We start from the raw sequence: 19,500 nt of genomic DNA, 5'->3' as shown, positions 1-19,500 counted from the left end.
GGGGACCTATCCTTGGTGGCGCCATGACGGCGTTTGGGCGCCTTTACGGGTAGGTGCGCGGATCAAGTCCGCGCATGACGATGATGGTTGTATTCCCAGCCCCTCAGTGGTTGTTCCGTGACTCGCCGCGCCGCTCGATGATGTCGAGGTACTGGGTGGCGGGTTCCAGGCAGGCGCCGGTGCCCATCTGCCCCACCATGCTGCGGTAGATCTCTTCCCAGGGCGTCTTGTTCTCCAGCACCGGGGGCACCCAGGCCGCGCGGCGTTCGGCCAGTTCGGCCTCGGAAATCAACACGTCCACGCGTCGATTGTTGAGATCGATGCTGATGGGATCGCCATCCTTGAGCAGCGCCAAGCCGCCGCCGATGGCTGCTTCGGGGGAGATGTTGAGGATCGAGGGGCTGCCGGAGGTGCCGGACTGACGGCCATCCCCCATCGTCGGCAAGGCATTGATGCCGCGCTTGAGAAGCACCGCCGGCGGCTGCATGTTCACCACCTCGGCGCTGCCCGGATAGCCCACCGGCCCGACATTGCGAATGATGAGGACGGAATCCTCGTCCGCGCCCAGCTCCGGGCTCTCGATCCGGTTGTGATAATCCTCGGGGCCCTCGAAAATAATGGCCTTGCCCAGGAAGACATTGGGGTGATCGGAGTTGCTGAGGAAGCGCTCGCGGAATTCGGCATCGATGACGCTGGTCTTCATCACCGCCGTTTCGAACAGATTGCCCGACAGCACGATATAGCCCGCATTTTCGCGCAGCGGCTGGCCATAGGCGCGGATGACCTCGCGGTCGCCGTCCGGCACACCTTCCAGGTTTTCGGCGATGGTCTTGCCGGTCACCGTCATGGCGGTGCCGTCCACCACGCCGGCGGCCAGCAGTTCTTTCATCACGGCCGGCACACCGCCGGCGCGATGAAAGGATTCGCCGAGGTAGCGGCCGGCGGGCTGCATATCGACCAGCAGGGGGATCTGCGGGCCGAGGCGCTGCCAATCGTCCAGGCTGTGGTCAACGCCCATGTGGCGGGCAATGGCGATCATGCTGATCGGGCAGTTGGAGGACGCGCCGAGCGCTGCGGCGGCAACCACGGCATTGCCGAAGGCGGCCTTGGTCATGATGTCCGACGGGCGCAAATTCTCATGCACCATGCCCACGATGCGCTTGCCGGTCTCATAGGCCATCTGGCCGCGCTCGCGATATGGCGCGGGAATAGCGGAGCAGCCGGGCAGGGACATGCCGAGCGCCTCGGCCAGGCCGTTCATGGAACTGGCCGTACCCATGGTGTTGCAATGGCCGGCGGAGGGGGCGGAGGCCGCCACCATCTGCATGAATTCCTCGTATTCGATCTCGCCCTCGGCGAGCAGCTTGCGCGCGTGCCAGACGACGGTGCCGGACCCCGCGAGCTTGCCCTTGAACCAGCCATCCAGCATCGGTCCGCCGGACAGCACGATGGCGGGGATGTTCACCGTCGCGGCGCCCATCAGGCAGGCGGGCGTGGTCTTGTCGCAGCCGGTGGTGAGCACGACGCCGTCCAGCGGATAGCCGTGCAGCACTTCGACGAGGCTGAGATAGGCGAGGTTGCGGTCGAGCGCGGCGGTCGGGCGCTTGCCGGTTTCCTGAATCGGATGGCAGGGAAATTCGAGCGGAATGCCGCCCATTTCGCGAATACCGTCTCGCACCCGGCTGGCGAGTTCGAGATGATGGCGATTGCAGGGGGAGAGGTCGGAGCCCGTCTGTGCAATGCCGATGATCGGGCGGCCGGTTTGCAGCTCTGCGCGCGTCAGGCCGTAATTCATGTAACGCTCCAGATAGAGCGCCGTCATGGCGGGATCGGAGGGGTTGTCGAACCAACGGCGGCTTCTCAGGCGCCGGGGTCCGCTCTCGTTGTCGTTGCTAGCCATCGCTGCGATCCCTTCGTCACGACTCACCTTCGTCTCAGGCGAGCGACCCCCAATCGGAGGGCGGCGCAGGCTGCCCCTCGCCCCCCACAGTGTCAACCGACGGACCCATGCTAGAAACAGACATCTTCCGGGGAGTTGCAGATGGATTTTTCGAGCCTGACATGCCTGATCCTGGAACGGGGCGAGGGCTTCGCCCTCATCCGCCTCCATCGTCCGGCGGCGCTCAATGCCCTCAACAGCACCATGATGGACGAGCTGAGCACGGTCATCCCAATCCTCGACGATGATCCAGAGGTCGGCGCCATCATCCTCACGGGATCGGAGAAGGCCTTCGCAGCCGGGGCCGACATTAAGGAAATGGCCGACAAGACCTTCGCCCAGGCCGTGACCGAGGGCTTCATCACCCGGAACTGGGAGGCTGTGGCCCATTGCCGCACGCCGGTGATCGCGGCGGTGGCGGGCTATGCCCTGGGCGGCGGCTGCGAACTGGCCATGATGTGCGACATCATCCTGGCGGCCGATACCGCGCGGTTTGGCCAGCCCGAGATCACCCTCGGCATTCCACCCGGTGCCGGCGGCACGCAGCGCCTGCCGCGGGCCATCGGCAAGGCGAAGGCGATGGAGATGATCCTTACCGGCCGCATGATGGATGCGGCGGAGGCGGAGCGGTCCGGCCTCGTCAGCCGTGTGGTGCCTGCCGATACCTTGCTCGACGAGGCGCGCAAGGTCGCGGCCAGCATCGCGCGGCTGTCACCCGTCGCGGTGCTGTTGGCGAAGGAGCTGGTCGATGCGGCCTATGAGTCGCCTCTGGCGGAGGGCATCCGGCGCGAGCGGCGGGCTTTCCACGCGGCCTTCTCGACCGAGGACCAGAAGGAAGGCATGGCGGCTTTCGTGGAAAAGCGGAAGCCGGACTTTAAGGGGCGGTGAGGATATTTGCACCGTCATCCTCGGCGCAGGCCGAGGATCCACGCCTTTTCTTGGGCGCCACGACGAAGCCGTGGATGGTCGGCCTTCGCCGACCATGACGTGTGGTGGTGAGGATCGTGTTTCCCGCAGACCCGTCGTCATCCTCGGCGTAGGCCGAGGATCCACGCCTTTTCTTGGGCGCCACGACGAAGCCGCGATGGTCGGCCTTCGCCGACCATGACGTGTGGGGGTGAGTCGCCTTCGCCTCAAACCCGACGATACCGAATATCGCGGGCGAGCCAGCAGCCGACCTGGACGGCCACAACCAGGCCCTTGCCGTCGCGCTCGAAGGTCAGGGTCCAATCGCCGGGCGGGCTCTGGTCCAGCGCACGGGGCATCGGCAACAGCCAGGTGTCACCGCCATGGGGCAGCAAGGCCTCCATCGCGCCGCGCCCGAACATGCCGGAGAAGGCGCCATACAGCGCACCGCCCGCTGAGACGCAGGTGAGGTCGGCGGCCAGTTCCTCGGAATGGAAGACGCCTTCGATGTCGGTCGGGCTGTCGCCCTCGCAGCGCACCAGCAGGCTCGACAGGTTTTCGTGGTGCCGCGTCATGCTGATGCCGTCGCCGTCCCGATATAGTCGGACGGCCGTCGACAGGAAGTCGCCATCCTCGGTCGCTGCCAAGACATCGGCGCCATGGCCGAATTTCAGGCTCAGCCGCTGCTCGGCGGCCGGCTCGATCCGCACGGCGACGCCACTTTCCGGTTCCAGATAGCGGCCCGCGAAGCCGGATTCCCCGGTGATGATCGTCTCGACAGGTTCGGGCACATCCAGTGCGGCGGCCAATAGATCGAAGGCGCAGGCGCGCGGATCGGCCATATGGTTGAACAGGACGACGGCCGAAAGCCGGTCCTCCGGCAGGTTGATCCGGAAGCTGCGCCAGCCGCGCAATCCGCCTTCATGGCAGGTCGCGCGACGACCAAAGGCGGTCGCGCGGGCAAGACCGAACCCATAGACGGCGGGCGTGCCGTCCTTGAACGTCACCGGCGCGGAGAGACGGTTGTACAGACCCTCCGCATCGTCCCGCGTCGTATCGATGAACTGCTCCCAGGCGATCATGTCGTCGAGCGAGGCAGAAATACCCGCATCGCCCGTCCAGACGATGTGGTTGACGGCGGGGCGGAAGCCCGTCGCGACCGTGCCCTCATAGCCCAGCGTGCCACCGGCGACGCGCGAGGTATCCGCATTCAGGCGTGCGAGCGGCATGCCGGCGCGGTCAAACAGATGCGCACGCAACAGATCGCCATAGCTTTGGCCGGTGCGCTGCTCGATGAGGTCCGACAGCAGCCGGAAATTCTGGTTGCAGTAGGAATACCGCGTGCCCGCCGCGAAATGCAGGCTGCGCGTGCGGCTGATCAGCCGGTCCGCATCCGCCATGCCGAAGACGCCCTCGACCGGCGCGCCGCATAGCATGGCGGTCGCCCAGTAATCGCGCAGGCCGGACTGATTGTGGCAGAGGTCCAGGACGGTCGGCGCTTCCTCCTCCAACAGCGGCAGCCGCCGGCGCAGATCGCCATCGAGCACCGAAGGATCAGGAAACAGGTCGAGCAGCAGCGCGCAGGTGAACTGCTTCGAGATGGAGCAGATCAGGCTCATCGTCTGCGGCGTGAAGGGAATGCGGCGCTCGGCATCGGCCCAGCCCCAGGCATGACGCTCGATCAACTCGCCGTCTCGCAAAACCGCCACGGCGCCGCCGGGACCCATGAAACGGACGGGGAGTGACGCCAAGGTGCGGCTGAGGCGATGTGTGCTCATGCGGTCTGGTCTCCCACGCTCATTCCCGGGCGAATATGGCGATGACCGCGTCCAGGTGATAGGCCATCCGGCTGCGCGCCGCACCCGGATCACGCGCCATGATCGCCTTCAGCACTTCCCAATGTTCCTGTTCCGAACGGAAAGGCATGTCGTCCGGCGTGTAGAGGCGCTGCAGATGCTTGAACATCGTGCCGTAGCGATGGCCGAGCAGAAGCGTGATTAGCATTTCATAGGCGGGGTTGCCGCTGGCCTGGGCAATGTTGATGTGGAATTGCCGATCACCGGGATTGGTGTGAGACCCCTCCCGGTTGTCACGCACATTGCGGTCGAAAGCGGCGCGCAGCCGGGTGATCTGCTCGGGGGAGGCATTGGCCGCCGCCAAGGCCGCCGTCTCCGGCTCCACCAATCTGCGGGCCTGGAGCAAGGCGAACGGCGGTATCTCGACCGACAGATCGAGTGTCACCGGCAGCTCGGGGTCGGGTTCCGGCTGGCTCATGCGCATCACTTGCCGCATGACATCGCGGCTGTTGGCGTCTTCGGGAAGCCGCAAAACCTCGACCCCCGCGCCGACGCGGACATCGACCAGGCCGAGCACTTCCAGGGCGATCAACGCTTCGCGCACCGATGACCGGCTGACTTCCAATGCCGCCGCAAGCTCACGTTCCGAGGGCAAGAAGCTGCCGGGTGGATAATCCCCGCGCCGGATCAGGTCACAAAGCTGATCGGCGATCTGGCTGTAGATGCGTCTGGTCTGGATGGCTTCGAGTGCCATTCTTTTCGCTCTCGCTCCCCTTGATCTGCGGACGAAGCCAGTCCTACAACATCGCAAGTGGTCCGGCCATTGGTCCTTTGCCGGACCCAAAATGATAAATGAGGAAACGGGAATAATGCGGCTTCGGGGCAAGCGAGCCTTCATGACGGCGGCGGGACAGGGCATCGGGCGCGCGACGGCCGAGGCCTTCATCCGCGAAGGCGCCGAGGTGATCGCGACCGATGTGAACGCAGCGTCGCTTGCGACGCTGACCGGCTGCACCACCCGCGTGCTGGACGTTCTGTCGGCGGAGGCCATCACCCAGGCGGCGAGCGAAGCCGGACGCGTGGATATCCTGTTCAATTGCGCCGGCTATGTGCACCAAGGCTCCATCCTCGATTGCGATGACCGCGCCTGGCAGCTTTCCTTTGACCTCAATGTCACGGCGATGTTCCGGATGATCCGCGCCTTCCTGCCCGGCATGCTGGCCCAGGGCGGCGGGTCCATCGTCAATATGGCGTCGATGGCGTCCTCGCTTAAAGGCGTGCCGAACCGCGCGGCCTATGGCGCCAGCAAGGCGGCCGTGCTCGGCCTGACCAAATCGGTCGCCGCCGATTATGTGACGCAAGGCATCCGCTGCAACGCCATCTGCCCTGGCACGGTGCAGTCGCCCTCACTCAACGAGCGCATCGCCGCCCAGGCGGCGAGTGGCGGCATTACCGAGGAAGAGGCGCGCGCCGGCTTCATCAAGCGCCAACCTTTGGGTCGCGTCGGCCGCGTGGAGGAGATCGCGATGCTCGCGGTCTATCTCGGCTCTGACGAGTCGAGCTACACGACCGGAACCGCGCAGGTAATCGACGGCGGCTGGTCCAATTGATGATCCGCATCACCGGCCTCCGCACGCTCGACGTTCGCTTTCCGACTTCGGCCATGCTGGACGGATCGGATGCGATGAATCCCGATCCGGATTATTCGGCGGCTTATGTCATCCTGGAAACCAGCCAGGATGGGCTTCAAGGCCATGGCCTGACCTTCACCATCGGGCGCGGCAATGAAATCGTCTGTGCTGCCATCCGGGCGCTCGCTGCGCGCGTGGTCGGGTTGGATCTTGATTGGGTAAAGGAAAATCCCGGCCGGTTCTGGCGGCATGTGACGGGGGACAGCCAGTTGCGCTGGATCGGGCCGGACAAGGGCGCCATTCATCTCGCGACCGGTGCGGTGGTCAACGCCGTCTGGGATCTCTGGGCTAAAGCAGAGGGAAAGCCCGTCTGGCGTTTGGTGGGGGAGATGAGCCCGGAGGAGATCGTGCGGTCGATCGACTTCCGCTACATCACAGATTGCATCACACCCGAGGAGTCCTTGGACTTTTTGACGGATGCCGCGCGCGGCAAGGATGCGCGCATCGCGCATCTGCTGGCCAAAGGCTATCCGAGTTACACGACTTCGGCCGGTTGGCTCGGCTATAGCGACGAGAAGCTACGCCGGCTCGCGCAGGACGCGGTCGATGCCGGCTTCAACTATATCAAGATGAAGGTTGGCCGCGATCTTGATGACGATATTCGTCGCCTCACCATCGTCCGCGAGGTGATGGGGCCGGATCGGCGTTTGATGATCGATGCGAATCAGGTCTGGGATGTGGCGCCTGCCATCGCATGGCTGGATCACCTGAAGTTCGCCAAGCCCTGGTTCATCGAGGAGCCGACGAGCCCCGACGATGTCGAGGGCCATCGCCAGATTCGTGAAGCCATCGCGCCGATGCAGGTGGCGACGGGGGAGATGTGCCAGAACCGCATCCTGTTCAAGCAGTTCATCATGCGCGGCGCCATCGACATCGTGCAGATCGATAGTTGCCGTCTGGGCGGCGTGAACGAAATCCTCGCCGTCATGCTCATGGCCGCGCGCTACGACCTGCCGGTCTGCCCGCATGCCGGTGGCGTCGGGCTCTGCGAATATGTGCAGCATCTGTCGATGATCGATTACCTCGCGATATCAGGCAGCCAGGAAAACCGGGTGATCGAATATGTCGATCATCTGCATCAGCACTTCATCGATCCCTGCGTCATTCGCGACGCCGCTTATATGCCGCCGGATGCGCCGGGCTTCTCGATCACGATGAAGCCCGCGTCGCTCGCGCAATTTGAATATCGACCGTAGGAAAACGCCAGAATGGATCTCGGTCTTCGCGACAAGGTGGTGATCGTGACCGGTGGTGCCTCAGGCATCGGCGCCGCGATTTCGACGACGCTGGCGGAAGAAGGCGCCATACCGGTGGTCTTCGGCCGTACCGCGCCGCCGGTGGGGTTCATGGAGTCCTTGCAGGCGCTACGGCCCGAGGCGATCTTTCTATCCGTCGAGTTGATGGATGAGGCCGCTTGCGCGGCGGCGATTGCCGATGTCGCGCAGCGCCTGGGTCGCATCGACGGGCTGGTCAACAATGCCGGCGTCAATGACGGATGCAGCCTGGACTCGGGCGTTGCCGCCTTCGAGGAATCGCTGCGTCGCAATCTGACGCACTGCTATACCATGGCGCATTACTGCCTGCCGCATTTGCGCAAAAGCCGAGGCAGCATCGTCAATATCTCCTCCAAGACGGCTTTGACGGGGCAGGGCGGTACCAGCGGCTATGCCGCCGCCAAGGCCGGGCAATTGGGGCTGACGCGCGAATGGGCGGCATCGCTGTTGGCGGATGGCATTCGCGTCAATGCCGTGCTGCCGGCCGAGGTCATGACGCCACTCTATGACCGTTGGCTGAAGACCTTTCCTGAACCGGAGACGAAACTCGCTGATATCACGGCGAAGATTCCCCTCGGCGCCCGCATGACGACGGGTGAGGAGATCGCGGCCACGACCGTATTTCTTCTCTCCGATCGTGCATCCCACACCACAGGCCAATGGCTGATCCCCGACGGCGGCTATGTCCATCTGGATCGCGCTTTGACCTGACGGCGTCTGCTGACACTGAAGCCTATAAAAATAAGGAAACTTCCATGACGATGCTCAAGAAAACGCTTCTTGCCGCCAGCATGCTGACGGTTCTGGCCGCCTGGCAGACGCCCGTTTGGGCGCAGACCATTCCCGTCATCGTCAAAGATACGACCTCGCAATATTGGCAGGTCGTGCTTGCTGGCGCACGGCAGGCGGGCAAGGAACTGCATATCAAGGTGCCGGAATTGGGCGCCCAAAGTGAGGCCGATATCGCTGGCCAGGTCACCGCGCTTGAGAACGCATCCTCGGAAAGCCCGGCCGCGATCGTGATTGCGCCGACGCAGTTCTCGGCCCTTGGCGCCCCGATCACGGCCGCCGCCGCCGATACCAAGATCATCGGCATCGATTCCTCGGCCGACACCAAGTCCTTCACCTCCTTCCTCTCGACCAACAACGTGACCGGCGGAATGGTCGCGGCCGACGCGCTAGCGGCCGGGATCAAGGCGAAGACCGGCAAGGCCGAGGGCGACGTGGCGATCATTACGTCACTCCCCGGGGTCGGTTCGCTTGATCAGCGGGCGGCAGGCTTCAAGCAGGAGCTGGCGAAGTATCCCGGTCTCACCTTGATCGCCAATCGTATTGCGGATGGCCAGCCGACCACCGGTCTGAATATCATGACCGATCTGATCACGGCGCATCCGCATCTCGTTGGAGTCTTCGCGAGCAACCTGCAGATGGTTCAAGGGGCCAGCCAAGGTCTTGCCGAATCCGGCAATAAGACGATCACGCTGATCGGCTTCGACAGCGACAAGGGTCTCGTCTCCGCGCTGCGCCAGGGCGTGGTCACCGCGCTGATCGTGCAAGACCCCTATCGCATGGGCTATGAGGGCGTGGAAATCGCCTACAAGGCCAGCAAAGGTGAGGCCGTGCCCGTGCAGATCGACACCGGCGTGACGGCGATTACGGCGGCCAATCTCGACGATCCGAAGTCGCAGGCCCTGCTGAACCCGAAGCTGTAATGGACGCGCCCGCGCCCTCCACTCCGATCCTGGAGCTGCGCCAGGTCGATAAGCGCTTCGTGGGCACCCATGCCCTCAAGCAGGTCGATCTGTCGTTTCGCGCCGGGGAAATCCACGCCATCGTCGGGGAGAACGGCGCGGGAAAGTCTACGCTCATCAAGATCCTGACCGGCGCGCATGTGCGCAGCGCCGGCACCATCCTGTGGCAGGGGAATGAGGTCGCGCTTGCCTCACCTCTCGACGCCATCAGCCTCGGGATCAACGCGGTGCATCAGGAGGTGGTGTTGTGTCCCCATCTCACGGTGGCCGCGAATATCTTCCTGGGGGATGAGCGCGCCCATAGCGGCTTTCTACGCAATCGGGCGATGGTGGCTGAGGCCCAGAAGCTTCTGGATGACCTCGGCTTCGACCTGCCGGCGACCGCCATGCTCGGCGACCTCGCCATCGGCCAGCAGCAATTGGTGGCGACCGCTCGCGCCGCCGCGCGCGGGGTGAAGTTCCTGATCTTCGACGAGCCCACCGGCTATCTCACGCGGCAGGATACCGACCGGCTCTTCACCCTGATTCGCCGGTTGAACGCGGAGGGTGTGACCATCGTCTATATCAGCCACCGCATGGAGGAGATCTTCCAGCTCGCGGATCGGGTGTCCGTGTTGCGGGACGGGCAATTGGTCGCGACCCATGTCGTGGCCGAGACCAATGAGCGCGAGCTGATCCGTGACATGGTCGCCCGCAACATCGAAGACGTGCATTACAAGGAACAGATTCCCGCCGGAGAAATTCTGCTCGATGTCGAGGGGCTGAGCGGTCCCGGTTTCCATGACGTGTCATTGACCGTGCGGCGTGGGGAGGTTGTGGGTCTCTATGGCCTGATCGGCGCCGGCCGCAGCGAATTCGTGCAATGCCTGTTCGGCCGCACCAAGCGGTCCGCTGGGCATGTGAAACTGCGCGGAGAGACGGTGGTGATCCGCCATGAGGGGGACGCCATCGCGCGTGGTATCGCGCTGGTGCCGGAAAGTCGCCGCGACCAGGGCCTGTGCCTGAATATGGGCGTGGGCTTCAACCTCAATCTTCCCGTATTCGGTCGCATCAGCCCGGCGGGTCTGGTCGATACCGGCGCTGAGAAGCGTGGCGCCGACAAGCAGATCGCCGATCTGCGTATCGTCGCGGCCTCGGCCTCGGTCGCCGCCGCGACGCTGTCCGGCGGCAATCAGCAGAAGATCGTCGTTGGCAAATGGCTCAACCACGGCGCCGAGCTTTTCATCTTCGACGAGCCGACCGTGGGCGTCGATGTCGGCACCAAGGTCGAGATCTATAAGGTCTTCGCGGCCCTGCTAAAGCGCGGTGCTGGCATCATCCTGATTTCCTCCTATCTGCCTGAGGTCTATGACCTCAGTGACCGGCTGCATGTCTTCCGCCGTGGCACGCTCGTCGCGAGCCATGAGGCGCGTGCCGTCCATCCCGAAATCATTCTCACGGAGGCAATCGGTGTCTGATACCGCAGCGGCCCCAGTTCCGAAGATTCCCGCGCTGCGCGGTCATCGCTTCGGCTTTCTACTCAACCTGACGCTGCTCGCCCTCCTGGTCGTGATGTGGATCCTGCTGTCGATCAGCACCGACAGCTTCGCGACACTTGGCAATTTCACCAATTTGCTGCGGCAGGATTCGCTGTGGTCGATCATGGCCATCGGCCAAACCTTCGTCATCATCACGGCGGGTATCGACCTTTCGGTCGGCGCCGTGGTGGGTCTCACCAGCACCACCGTCGCCTTGTTGCTCGCCAATAATATCCCGATCGTGCCAGCAGTGCTGATCACGCTGGTGCTGGGGGCCTTGCTCGGCGCCGTCAACGCTTTCGGAATCGTCAATTTGCGTCTGCCACCCTTCATTATGACGCTGGCGACCATGACGGCCCTGCGCGGTATCGGGCTGCTGATGACGAACGGGCAGACCATCGGCGGTTTGCCGCTGAACTTCATCATGTTTTCGCGCCACCATACGATCGGCATTCCGAACCTGTTCTTCGCGGTGATCGTGATTGCGGTGCCCTGCTACCTGCTGCTGCATCGAAGCCGCTGGGGCCGATATCTCTTCGCGGTGGGCAGCAACCCCGAAGCTGCGCGGCTGTCGGGCGTGAAGGTCAATCGCACCATCTACCTCGCCTATATGGTCTCCGCGACGCTCGCGGCGGTGGTCGGCGTGCTGACGGCATCGCGCATCGGAATCGGTATCGCCACCACCGGCCAGGGATGGGAGCTACAGAGCGTCGCGTCTTCCGTTATCGGCGGCGCCAGCCTGTTCGGCGCGGTCGGCAGCGTGATCGGGCCGCTGCTGGGCGCGATGTTGCTCACGACCATCAATAACGGATCGAACCTGCTGAACGTGAACCCGTTCTGGCAGGGCATCATCACCGGCTTGCTGATCATCGTCATCGTCTATTTCGATCAGCTTCGCCGTCGCAAGACTCGTTGAGGACGCCGATGCAAACCATTATCTGTGATCGCCCCGGCAGCCTGAGCCTGATCGAGCGGCCGATGCCTCAACCGAAGGACGGCGAGGCGCTGCTGCGCATTCGCCGCGTCGGCGTCTGCGGCACCGATTATCACATCCTCGGCGGCAATCAGCCCTTCCTCAGTTACCCTCGTGTCATGGGGCATGAATTGGCCGCCGAGGTGGTTGAGGCGCCGGTCGGCAGCGGCTTCGCGGTCGGCGAGGCGGTGGTGGTGGTGCCGTATATCAGTTGCGGCACCTGCCGCGCCTGCCTGCACGGCGTCACCAATGCCTGTCGCCGGCTGAGCGTCCTCGGCGTGCATCAGGATGGCGGCATGGCGGAGTATCTCGCCGTGCCGGTCACGAACCTCATCCCGGCCGGGGACCTGTCCCTCGACCAGGCGGCGATGGTGGAGTTCCTCGCCATCGGTGCGCATGGCGTGCGGCGCGGCGCGATTGCGGCGGCGGATCGTGTGCTGGTGGTGGGTGCTGGGCCGATCGGCATGGCCGCGACGATCTTCGCCCGCGCCCGCGGCGCCGAGGTAACGGCCATGGACATGCGCGCCGACCGGCTGGACTTCGCCCGCACGCACTTGGGCGTGGCCGCGACGGTGGTGGCGTCAGACACGGTGGGCGAGGAGTTGGAGGCGATGACGGGCGGGGAGTTCTTCGACGTCGTGATCGACGCGACCGGCCATGCGCCATCGATCACGCGCGGGTTGTCGTTCCTGGGCCATGGCGGGCGTTATGTTCTGCTGAGCGTGGTGCAGGCCGATATCAGCTTTGCGGATCCGGAGTTTCACAAGCGCGAGACCACGCTGCTCGCCAGCCGCAATGCGCAGCCGTTGGATTTCGCCGAGGTGATGCGCCAGATCGCGGCGGGGGCGGTGCCGACCGCTGCCCTCGCGACCCATCGCGCGCCACTGGCTCGCGCGCCGATCGACATGCCGCTCTGGAGCCAGCCGCAAGCAGGGGTGATCAAGGCGTTGTTGGAGGTGTGAGTCAGGCCCGCCATCGCGTGAGTGGCTTGAGCCCCTTTTGACGCCAAGGAAGCTCCAGAAACGTCCCTGGGTCGGCCGCTTCCGAACTTTGCACGATCGTGGGCCACCACCACAGCATCATGCGTGCACGATCCCAAAGGCTCGACTGCTGGTTCCAGTTGCTGACACCCACGATCACGACAGCCTGCGTGGACGCTACGGCCGCACGTTCATGCTTGCGGCGGCGCATGGCACGATCCGTCGTGACAAGAATTTGCTTGATGCCGCGTTCTTGGAGGGCGCTCATCAGATCCACGTCCGTCATTCCCGCAAATCCCAGGCTGCGAACGTCGGTAACACTGTAGGAGTCTGCCTCAATCAGGGGCGCGAGCATGCGCGCCAAAGCCGGAGGGTGGTTCTCGTCGAAAATGAACCTCAAGCCGCCCGGCGGAGGCCAAGCCTCACTTCAAACTCTGCCGCTTGCTCGACCGCTTCGATGGGTATGTTCCACCATGAGGCGACACGTGCAGCATCGCCGTTCTCTGCCTTCAGCGCATCCGCGAGTATATCTGTGGGTACGCCAGTCTCTCGGTCGATAGGGCGGCCAAACTGACGGCGGGGGTCGACCACAACGCGTTCAGCGCGCGCGTCCGGGCGCCACTCGCTGGCGATGCCCTCCGGGCCATTGAAGCTGACCGAGTGCGTGAAGCTACGCTCCAAAACCTCATACATGGCGCCATTGCCGCTTAAGAGATCGATGAGGTGCCTGTCCCCAGTCTCGTTGGCGGTCTGGAGGAGGATCGTCTTGCCGTCGGTATGGAAGCGGCTGGTCGCAAACGGATGGGCGTGCTGAAGGACTCGCTGTGCCATCTCCGCCGCCTTGCGCAGCGTGGGCCAACTCACACCATGTTCCTTGAGATCCTGCAAAAAAAGGACCTCGATCAGGTTTGAGAAGCTTAAAGCCTCCTGTCCCTCCTGCGCCGTGTGCTCGGGCAGAACAGCGGCATGTCCCCCGCGGCCAAAGACCCAGCGCCGAATCCGCTGAGCCGGCACGCGTGTGAGTCGAGCCGCCTCGGGCACGGTGTAAACGCCTAGCCCAGCAACCTCGGCCCCATCTGGCAATCCGGCTCTCCTCATCTTCGCCGAGACCAGAATCGCCCCATTTCGGTTCCTGAGACAAGCGCATTCTGGACGTCTGTCCAGCGTGACCGCCAGCAGGCCGATAAGGCAGCCGCGCCCTGGTCATCGCCGCTGGCGCCCGTGTCCCCCGTTGGGATAAACTCCGACCCAAAATCGCAATGCGGGCGACATCGCTCGCGAGGACCGAACCATGCTGAATACGCTGTCCACCACCATGCATCTCAATGCGATCGACAACGTCGTCATCGCGCGGGCCGAAATCGACGCCGGTACCAAGCTTGCGGATCGTGGCATCGTTGCTGCACGGCGTATTCCGCGTGGCCATAAGATGGCGATCGCGCCCATCCTCAAGGGCAGCCCCATCCTGCGCTACGGCCAGACGATCGGTTTCGCCACGGTCGATATTCCGCCCGGCGAGCATGTGCATGTCCATAACTGCGAAATCCACGCCTTCGCGCGCGATCCCGCCTTCGGGGTCGATGCCCGGCCCACGGATTACATCCAGCCGCAGGCGACTTTCGCGGGCATCGTTCGCGCCGACGGTCGCGTCGCGACGCGCAATTACATCGGCGTGCTGACGACGGTGAACTGCTCGGCCGGCACCGCGCGTTATGTTGCGGAGGCCTTCCGCCGTAACCCGATCACCGGTGATGAAGGTATGCTCGCGGGGTTTCCGAATATTGATGGCGTCGTCGCCCTCACTCACAAGTCCGGCTGCGGCATGGGCGTGACCGGCGAAGGCATGGACACCCTGCGCCGGACCATCGCGGGCTACGCCCAGCATGTGAACTTCGCCGCCGTGCTCATTATCGGTCTCGGTTGCGAGGCCAATCAAATGGGCACGCTGATGTCGACCCAGAAGTTGCAGCCGGGGGCGACGCTATCAACGCTCGTGATCCAGGAATCGGGTGGCGCGCGCCAGACCGTCATGGCCGGCATCGCGCGCATCCAGGACCTGCTGCCCGCCGCCAATGCCGTGACGCGGGTTCAGGTTCCGGCCTCGCACCTGCTCGTGGCCCTGCAATGCGGCGGCTCGGACAGCTTTTCGGGTCTCACCGCCAATCCGGCCCTGGGCTATGCCTCGGACCTCATCGTGCGGCATGGCGGCACGGTGGTTCTGACCGAGACAACCGAAATTTACGGCGCCGAGCATCTGCTCACCCGCCGTGCCGTGAGCCCCGAAGTGGGCCAGAAGCTGCTCGATCGGCTGACCTGGTGGGAAGACTACACCCGCCGCAACGGCGGTGAGATCGACAACAATCCTTCCCCCGGCAACAAGGCCGGCGGCCTGACCAATATCGTCGAAAAGTCGCTCGGCGCCGTGGTCAAGGCGGGCACGACCAACCTGGTGGATGTGGTCGCCCATGCCGAGCAGGTCACGGCCAAGGGCCTGGTGGTGATGGACGGGCCGGGCTTCGATCCCGTCTCCGCCACCGGCCAGATCGCGGGGGGCGCCAATGTCATGTGCTTCACCACCGGGCGCGGCTCGGTCTTCGGCTGCAAGCCGACGCCGTCTTTGAAGCTCGCGACCAATACGCCGCTCTATGACCGGATGCCGGAGGATATGGACGTCAATTGCGGTGGCATCGCCGAGGGTGTCGAGACGGTGGAGGAATGCGGCCAGCGTATCTTCGAGATGATCCTGCGTGTCGCGTCCGGCGAAAAGACTAAGAGCGAGCAGATGGGCTTTGGGGATGACGAGTTCGCGCCCTGGCAGATCGGCGCGACGGTCTGACACTCGCCCCGATGGATGCCGAGGAGATCTACCAGGCGGTCATTATGGATCGTGCGCGGCATCCGCGACACCAGCGGCGGCTGGAGGTGTTCGACGCGGAGGCGCGGGAAGTAAACCCGCTGTGCGGCGATCGTGTCACGGTGCGGCTGTGCTGCGATGCGGGTGGCAGGATCACGGAACTGGGCTATGAGGCGCGGGCCTGCGCCATCTGTCTCGCGGCCACCGATCTCATGGCCGACATCGCATCGGGGATGACGGCGGCTGAGGTGGATGCCACCGCCGCCATGTTCGAGGTGGCCATCCGCAGCGGCGAGTCGATTGGTGAGGACAGCATCCTTAGCCCGTTGCGGCCATTCCAGGCGCTGCGGGATACGCCGTCGCGCATTGGCTGCGCGACACTTGGATGGCGCAGCCTGTCTATGGCGTTGCGCAATCAGTGACTCCCTAAATCGCGAAAACGATCGGCGCGTGAGCGGGGCGCTTCAGGCCCTGGGATTGCGCGCGCTGGATGAGTGCTTCCAGGGTCACGCCCTGAAGATGCGTCTGGACATGCTGCTCCAGTTCGACCCATAGCGGTTCCACGGCGGCGATCTGCAATTCCCCGCCGGCCTCAACCTCCGTGGTGTCGGCCGCATCGCCCGTCGTCACCGCTTCGACCACTTCCGCCAGCGTGATCTGCCGCGCGCTCTTGCCCAGGCGATACCCGCCCTTGGGGCCGCGCGTGCTGTCGAGCAGGCCGGCACGGGCCAGCCCCTGCAGAACCGGCTCGATTCCACGCCGCGCCATCGCCAGGCGATCGGCGATATCGCCAGCGCTTTCAAGACGTTGTCGGCCCGCGTGCCAGCCTATATCAAGCATGACGGCGATTGCCGTATAAGCACGTTCGCGACGCAACAGCATCGGCGTTCCCCTCTGCCGACGTGAGTGTCGGAGAAATTCACTTCTACCACGGGTTATATATGCGATGCGGGCTGCCAAAGTAGAGGCTTTTGCAAAAAAGAAGGCGCTTATCGCTCAATCAGACATGTCCGACAGTCCTCTGCGACATCATCCCATGGCGGCGGCGCGGGGCCGGATTTTCGGCAGTGTCATCGACGCCATCGGCGGCACGCCCCTGGTGCGCCTCGGCCGCTTCATGGAGCGTGACGGATTGCAGGCCGAGGTTTTGCTCAAGCTCGAATACCTCAATCCTCTGGGCTCGGTGAAAGACCGCATCGGCCTTGCCATGATCGAGGATGCCGAGCGGCGGGGGTTGATCACACCCGGTCACAGCCAGATCGTGGAACCGACCTCCGGCAATACCGGCATCGCACTCGCCTTCGTCGCCGCAGCCAAGGGCTATTCCTTGATCGTGGTGATGCCCGACTCGGCATCGATCGAGCGCCAGAAGATGTTGCGGCTGATGGGTGCCACGGTGGAACTGACGCCCGCATATCAAGGCATGGCGGGGGCGATCGCGCGGGCCGACGCTTTGGTGGCGCAGTCACCGGATGCCTGGATGGCGCGCCAGTTCGACAATCTCGCCAACCCCGCCATTCATGAAGCCACCACGGCCGAGGAGCTGTGGCTCGATTGCGATGGTGAGATCGACATGCTCATCGCCGGTGCCGGCACGGGTGGCACATTGACGGGGGTGGCGCGCGCCCTGAAACCGCGGCGGCCGAGCATGCAGATCGTGGCGGTAGAGCCTGCGGAAAGCGCCGTGCTTTCAGGCGACGATCCCGGGCCGCACGAAATCCAGGGTATTGGGCCGGGGTTTTGCCCCGCTGTTCTCGACATGAGCCTGATCGATCGGGTGGTGCCCGTGTCCGAGCGCGATGCGATGCAGACGGCGCGTCAATGCGCCCGATTGGAAGGCATTCCGATCGGAATATCCTCCGGCGCGACGCTGTTCGCGGCGCTCGCTATAGCGAAAGAGCCGGCCAGTAAGGGAAAACGGATTGTCGGCATCGCGGCGTCTTCTGCTGAACGCTATCTGTCGACCAATCTTTTCAACGGCTTGTAAATTCAGGTCTCGTTAAGCCCTGTTGCCTGAATGCCACTATAACGAATAAATGACGCTATCGCATGTCTGAATGCTGCACCGCGCAATGGATTATGATGCGCCGTGCGCCTATGTTGCATCGCAGCATCACCTGCTGAGGAGCAATTCGATGGCCAGTTATTCACAGACCCAGACCCGTACCGTTGGTCGCGTCCTGTCCGACGCCGTTCAGAGCGTGACGTCGAGCCTGCGCGTCCGCACCGAGCGCGCTCGCCAGCGCCGCCAGATTGCGAACGAGCTCGCCATGTATACGGATCGTGAGCTTCAGGAGCTCGGCTTCAGCCGCAGCGACATTCCGTCGATCGCCGCCGGCCACTACCGCCGCTAATAATAGTGGCGGTGGATGACGGGACGCTCATCCACCCTACGCGTAGAGGCAGTTGGTAGGGTGGAAAAGCGGAGCGCATTCCACCGAGACGGCAAAGCCTAAGCGGCGTCTGGCCGATCCGCCTGCAATCCGGCGACGAATTTTTCGAGCCAATGGATTGTATAGTCGCCGGCCTGGAACGACGGATCGTCGAGGATCTGGCGGTGCAGCGGCAGCGTTGTCTTGACGCCGATGATTGCGAATTCGTCGATGGCGCGGCGCAGCCGGGCAATGGCCTGGGCGCGATCGGGCGCATGAACGATCAGCTTCGCGATGAGTGAATCGTAATACGGCGGCACGCGATAGCCGGCGTAGAGGGCGCTATCCACGCGCACGCCCAGCCCGCCGGGCGGATGGTAGATCGTCACCAAGCCTGGCGTGGGAATAAAGGTTTCCGGATCCTCGGCATTGATCCGGCATTCGATCGCATGGCCCGAAAAGGTCACGGCGGACTGGTCGTAGCCCAGCGGCTCGCCCGAGGCGATGCGGATCTGCTCGCGCACCAGATCGATGTTGGACACCATTTCGGTGATCGGATGCTCCACCTGCAAGCGGGTGTTCATCTCGATGAAGGAAAACTGGCCGTCCTGATACAGGAACTCCAGCGTGCCCGCGTTCCGGTAGCCGAGGCCCTTCAGGGCGCTCGTCACCGTCTCCCCCAGCGCATCGCGCTGCGCGGCACTGAGGACCGGCGAACCGGCCTCCTCCAGGATTTTCTGATGGCGCCGCTGGAGGGAGCAGTCACGCTCCCCGAAATGGACGACATTGCCATAGCTGTCGGCCAGGATCTGCATCTCGATATGGCGCGGCCGATCGAGATACTTCTCCATATAAACGGCGTCATTGCCGAAGGCGGCCTTGGATTCCGTACGCGCCACCTGCCAGGCCTCGGCCAGTTCATCGGGGACGAGGGCGACCTTCATGCCGCGCCCGCCACCGCCGGCGGCGGCTTTGATCAGCACGGGATAGCCGATGCGGTCAGCGACCTCGACCGCCGAGGCAAGGCTCGGCAAGGCGCCGTCCGACCCTGGGACCAGCGGCACGCCGAGCTTCAGCATCGCCTCCTTGGCGGCGATCTTGTCGCCCATCATGCGAATATGCGCGGGCGAGGGGCCGATGAAGACAAAGCCATGCAACTCCACCATTTCGGCGAAGCTCGCATTCTCGCTCAGGAAGCCGTAGCCCGGATGGATGGCGTCGGCGCCCGTGATGGCGGCGGCGGAGAGGATTGCGGGGATGTTGAGGTAGCTGTCGCGCGCCGGCGGCGGGCCGATGCAGACGCTTTCATCGGCGAGGCGGACATGCATGGAATCGGCATCGGCGGTGGAATGCACGGCGACCGAGGCGATGCCCATTTCCCGGCAGGCGCGTTGGATGCGAAGGGCGATTTCGCCGCGATTGGCGATCAGGATTTTGCGAATCATCG

At 64.1% G+C, this 19,500-nt stretch carries 19 protein-coding genes; 12 read left to right on the top strand and 7 right to left on the bottom strand.

The annotated features are described in order from the left end of the window. Positions 1-103: 103 nt before the first annotated feature. Positions 104-1,900 carry an IlvD/Edd family dehydratase gene (locus tag QP803_RS18410; RefSeq protein ID WP_284944939.1) on the bottom strand — a complete coding sequence of 599 codons (1,797 nt, stop codon included), beginning with the start codon at positions 1,898-1,900 and terminating at the stop codon, positions 104-106. A gap of 141 nt (positions 1,901-2,041) precedes the next feature. Here QP803_RS18410 and QP803_RS18405 point away from each other — a divergent pair, with 141 nt between their 5' ends. Beyond that, positions 2,042-2,827 carry an enoyl-CoA hydratase gene (locus QP803_RS18405; RefSeq protein ID WP_284944938.1) on the top strand — a complete coding sequence of 262 codons (786 nt, stop codon included), beginning with the start codon at positions 2,042-2,044 and terminating at the stop codon, positions 2,825-2,827. A 245-nt stretch (positions 2,828-3,072) separates the two neighbouring features. On the opposite strand, the gene QP803_RS18400 is transcribed toward QP803_RS18405, so the two are convergent. After that, positions 3,073-4,623, bottom strand: coding sequence for a D-aminopeptidase (locus QP803_RS18400; RefSeq protein WP_284944937.1), 1,551 nt, complete (start codon positions 4,621-4,623; stop codon positions 3,073-3,075). 19 nt (positions 4,624-4,642) lie between these two features. Beyond that, positions 4,643-5,395, bottom strand: coding sequence for a FadR/GntR family transcriptional regulator (locus tag QP803_RS18395; protein ID WP_284944936.1), 753 nt, complete (start codon positions 5,393-5,395; stop codon positions 4,643-4,645). A gap of 115 nt (positions 5,396-5,510) precedes the next feature. Between QP803_RS18395 and QP803_RS18390 the strand changes: the two genes are divergently transcribed. Genes QP803_RS18390 through QP803_RS18360 form a run of 7 tightly spaced genes read left to right on the top strand, consistent with a single transcriptional unit; the run spans position 5,511 to position 12,809 of the window. Next, positions 5,511-6,251, top strand: coding sequence for an SDR family oxidoreductase (locus tag QP803_RS18390; RefSeq protein WP_284944935.1), 741 nt, complete (start codon positions 5,511-5,513; stop codon positions 6,249-6,251). Next, positions 6,251-7,528, top strand: a complete 1,278-nt coding sequence (locus QP803_RS18385) for an L-fuconate dehydratase (RefSeq protein WP_284944934.1) — start codon at positions 6,251-6,253, stop codon at positions 7,526-7,528. Before QP803_RS18390 ends, QP803_RS18385 begins: the two co-directional genes overlap by 1 nt. A gap of 12 nt (positions 7,529-7,540) precedes the next feature. Beyond that, positions 7,541-8,317, top strand: coding sequence for an SDR family oxidoreductase (locus QP803_RS18380; protein ID WP_284944933.1), 777 nt, complete (start codon positions 7,541-7,543; stop codon positions 8,315-8,317). Positions 8,318-8,361: 44 nt separating this feature from the next. Continuing rightward, positions 8,362-9,318 carry an ABC transporter substrate-binding protein gene (locus QP803_RS18375; RefSeq protein WP_284944932.1) on the top strand — a complete coding sequence of 319 codons (957 nt, stop codon included), beginning with the start codon at positions 8,362-8,364 and terminating at the stop codon, positions 9,316-9,318. Further along, a complete protein-coding gene (locus tag QP803_RS18370; RefSeq protein ID WP_284944931.1) occupies positions 9,318-10,814 on the top strand; it encodes a sugar ABC transporter ATP-binding protein in 1,497 nt (498 codons plus the stop codon). Before QP803_RS18375 ends, QP803_RS18370 begins: the two co-directional genes overlap by 1 nt. Continuing rightward, the gene (locus QP803_RS18365; protein WP_284944930.1) at positions 10,807-11,790 is read left to right on the top strand and encodes an ABC transporter permease; all 984 of its coding nucleotides are present in this window, start codon (positions 10,807-10,809) and stop codon (positions 11,788-11,790) included. The genes QP803_RS18370 and QP803_RS18365 overlap by 8 nt, the downstream gene beginning before the upstream one ends. Positions 11,791-11,798: 8 nt before the next feature. Further along, the gene (locus QP803_RS18360) at positions 11,799-12,809 is read left to right on the top strand and encodes a zinc-binding alcohol dehydrogenase family protein (RefSeq protein WP_284944929.1); all 1,011 of its coding nucleotides are present in this window, start codon (positions 11,799-11,801) and stop codon (positions 12,807-12,809) included. A gap of 1 nt (position 12,810) precedes the next feature. On the opposite strand, the gene QP803_RS18355 is transcribed toward QP803_RS18360, so the two are convergent. Together QP803_RS18355 and QP803_RS18350 are read right to left on the bottom strand one after the other, a co-directional pair. Further along, the gene (locus QP803_RS18355; protein WP_284944928.1) at positions 12,811-13,227 is read right to left on the bottom strand and encodes a PIN-like domain-containing protein; all 417 of its coding nucleotides are present in this window, start codon (positions 13,225-13,227) and stop codon (positions 12,811-12,813) included. After that, positions 13,224-13,868 carry a DUF433 domain-containing protein gene (locus QP803_RS18350; protein ID WP_284944927.1) on the bottom strand — a complete coding sequence of 215 codons (645 nt, stop codon included), beginning with the start codon at positions 13,866-13,868 and terminating at the stop codon, positions 13,224-13,226. Before QP803_RS18350 ends, QP803_RS18355 begins: the two co-directional genes overlap by 4 nt. Before the next feature lie 250 nt (positions 13,869-14,118). Between QP803_RS18350 and QP803_RS18345 the strand changes: the two genes are divergently transcribed. Beyond that, positions 14,119-15,663 (top strand): UxaA family hydrolase, encoded by a 1,545-nt coding sequence (locus QP803_RS18345; protein WP_284944926.1) that lies wholly within the window; start codon positions 14,119-14,121, stop codon positions 15,661-15,663. Between the two features lie 11 nt (positions 15,664-15,674). After that, positions 15,675-16,103 (top strand): Fe-S cluster assembly sulfur transfer protein SufU, encoded by a 429-nt coding sequence (sufU, locus tag QP803_RS18340; protein ID WP_284944925.1) that lies wholly within the window; start codon positions 15,675-15,677, stop codon positions 16,101-16,103. 4 nt (positions 16,104-16,107) lie between these two features. Here sufU and QP803_RS18335 read toward each other — a convergent pair whose 3' ends face one another. Continuing rightward, positions 16,108-16,563 carry an RrF2 family transcriptional regulator gene (locus tag QP803_RS18335; RefSeq protein ID WP_284944924.1) on the bottom strand — a complete coding sequence of 152 codons (456 nt, stop codon included), beginning with the start codon at positions 16,561-16,563 and terminating at the stop codon, positions 16,108-16,110. 124 nt (positions 16,564-16,687) lie between these two features. Between QP803_RS18335 and cysK the strand changes: the two genes are divergently transcribed. Next, positions 16,688-17,668 (top strand): cysteine synthase A, encoded by a 981-nt coding sequence (gene cysK / locus QP803_RS18330; RefSeq protein ID WP_284944923.1) that lies wholly within the window; start codon positions 16,688-16,690, stop codon positions 17,666-17,668. Between the two features lie 148 nt (positions 17,669-17,816). Next, complete coding sequence (locus QP803_RS18325) at positions 17,817-18,035, top strand: YjiS-like domain-containing protein (protein WP_284944922.1); 219 nt, start codon at positions 17,817-17,819, stop codon at positions 18,033-18,035. 98 nt (positions 18,036-18,133) lie between these two features. Here QP803_RS18325 and accC read toward each other — a convergent pair whose 3' ends face one another. Continuing rightward, positions 18,134-19,498: an acetyl-CoA carboxylase biotin carboxylase subunit gene (gene accC, locus QP803_RS18320; protein WP_284944921.1), complete on the bottom strand. Its 1,365-nt coding sequence runs from the start codon at positions 19,496-19,498 to the stop codon at positions 18,134-18,136. Positions 19,499-19,500 lie beyond the last annotated feature (2 nt).

The organism is Acidisoma sp. PAMC 29798, assembly GCF_030252425.1.
Classification (GTDB): Bacteria; Pseudomonadota; Alphaproteobacteria; order Acetobacterales; family Acetobacteraceae; genus Acidisoma; species Acidisoma cladoniae.
Note: the sequence above shows the minus strand (reverse complement) of the source record. Positions and strands in the feature narration are given on the sequence as shown.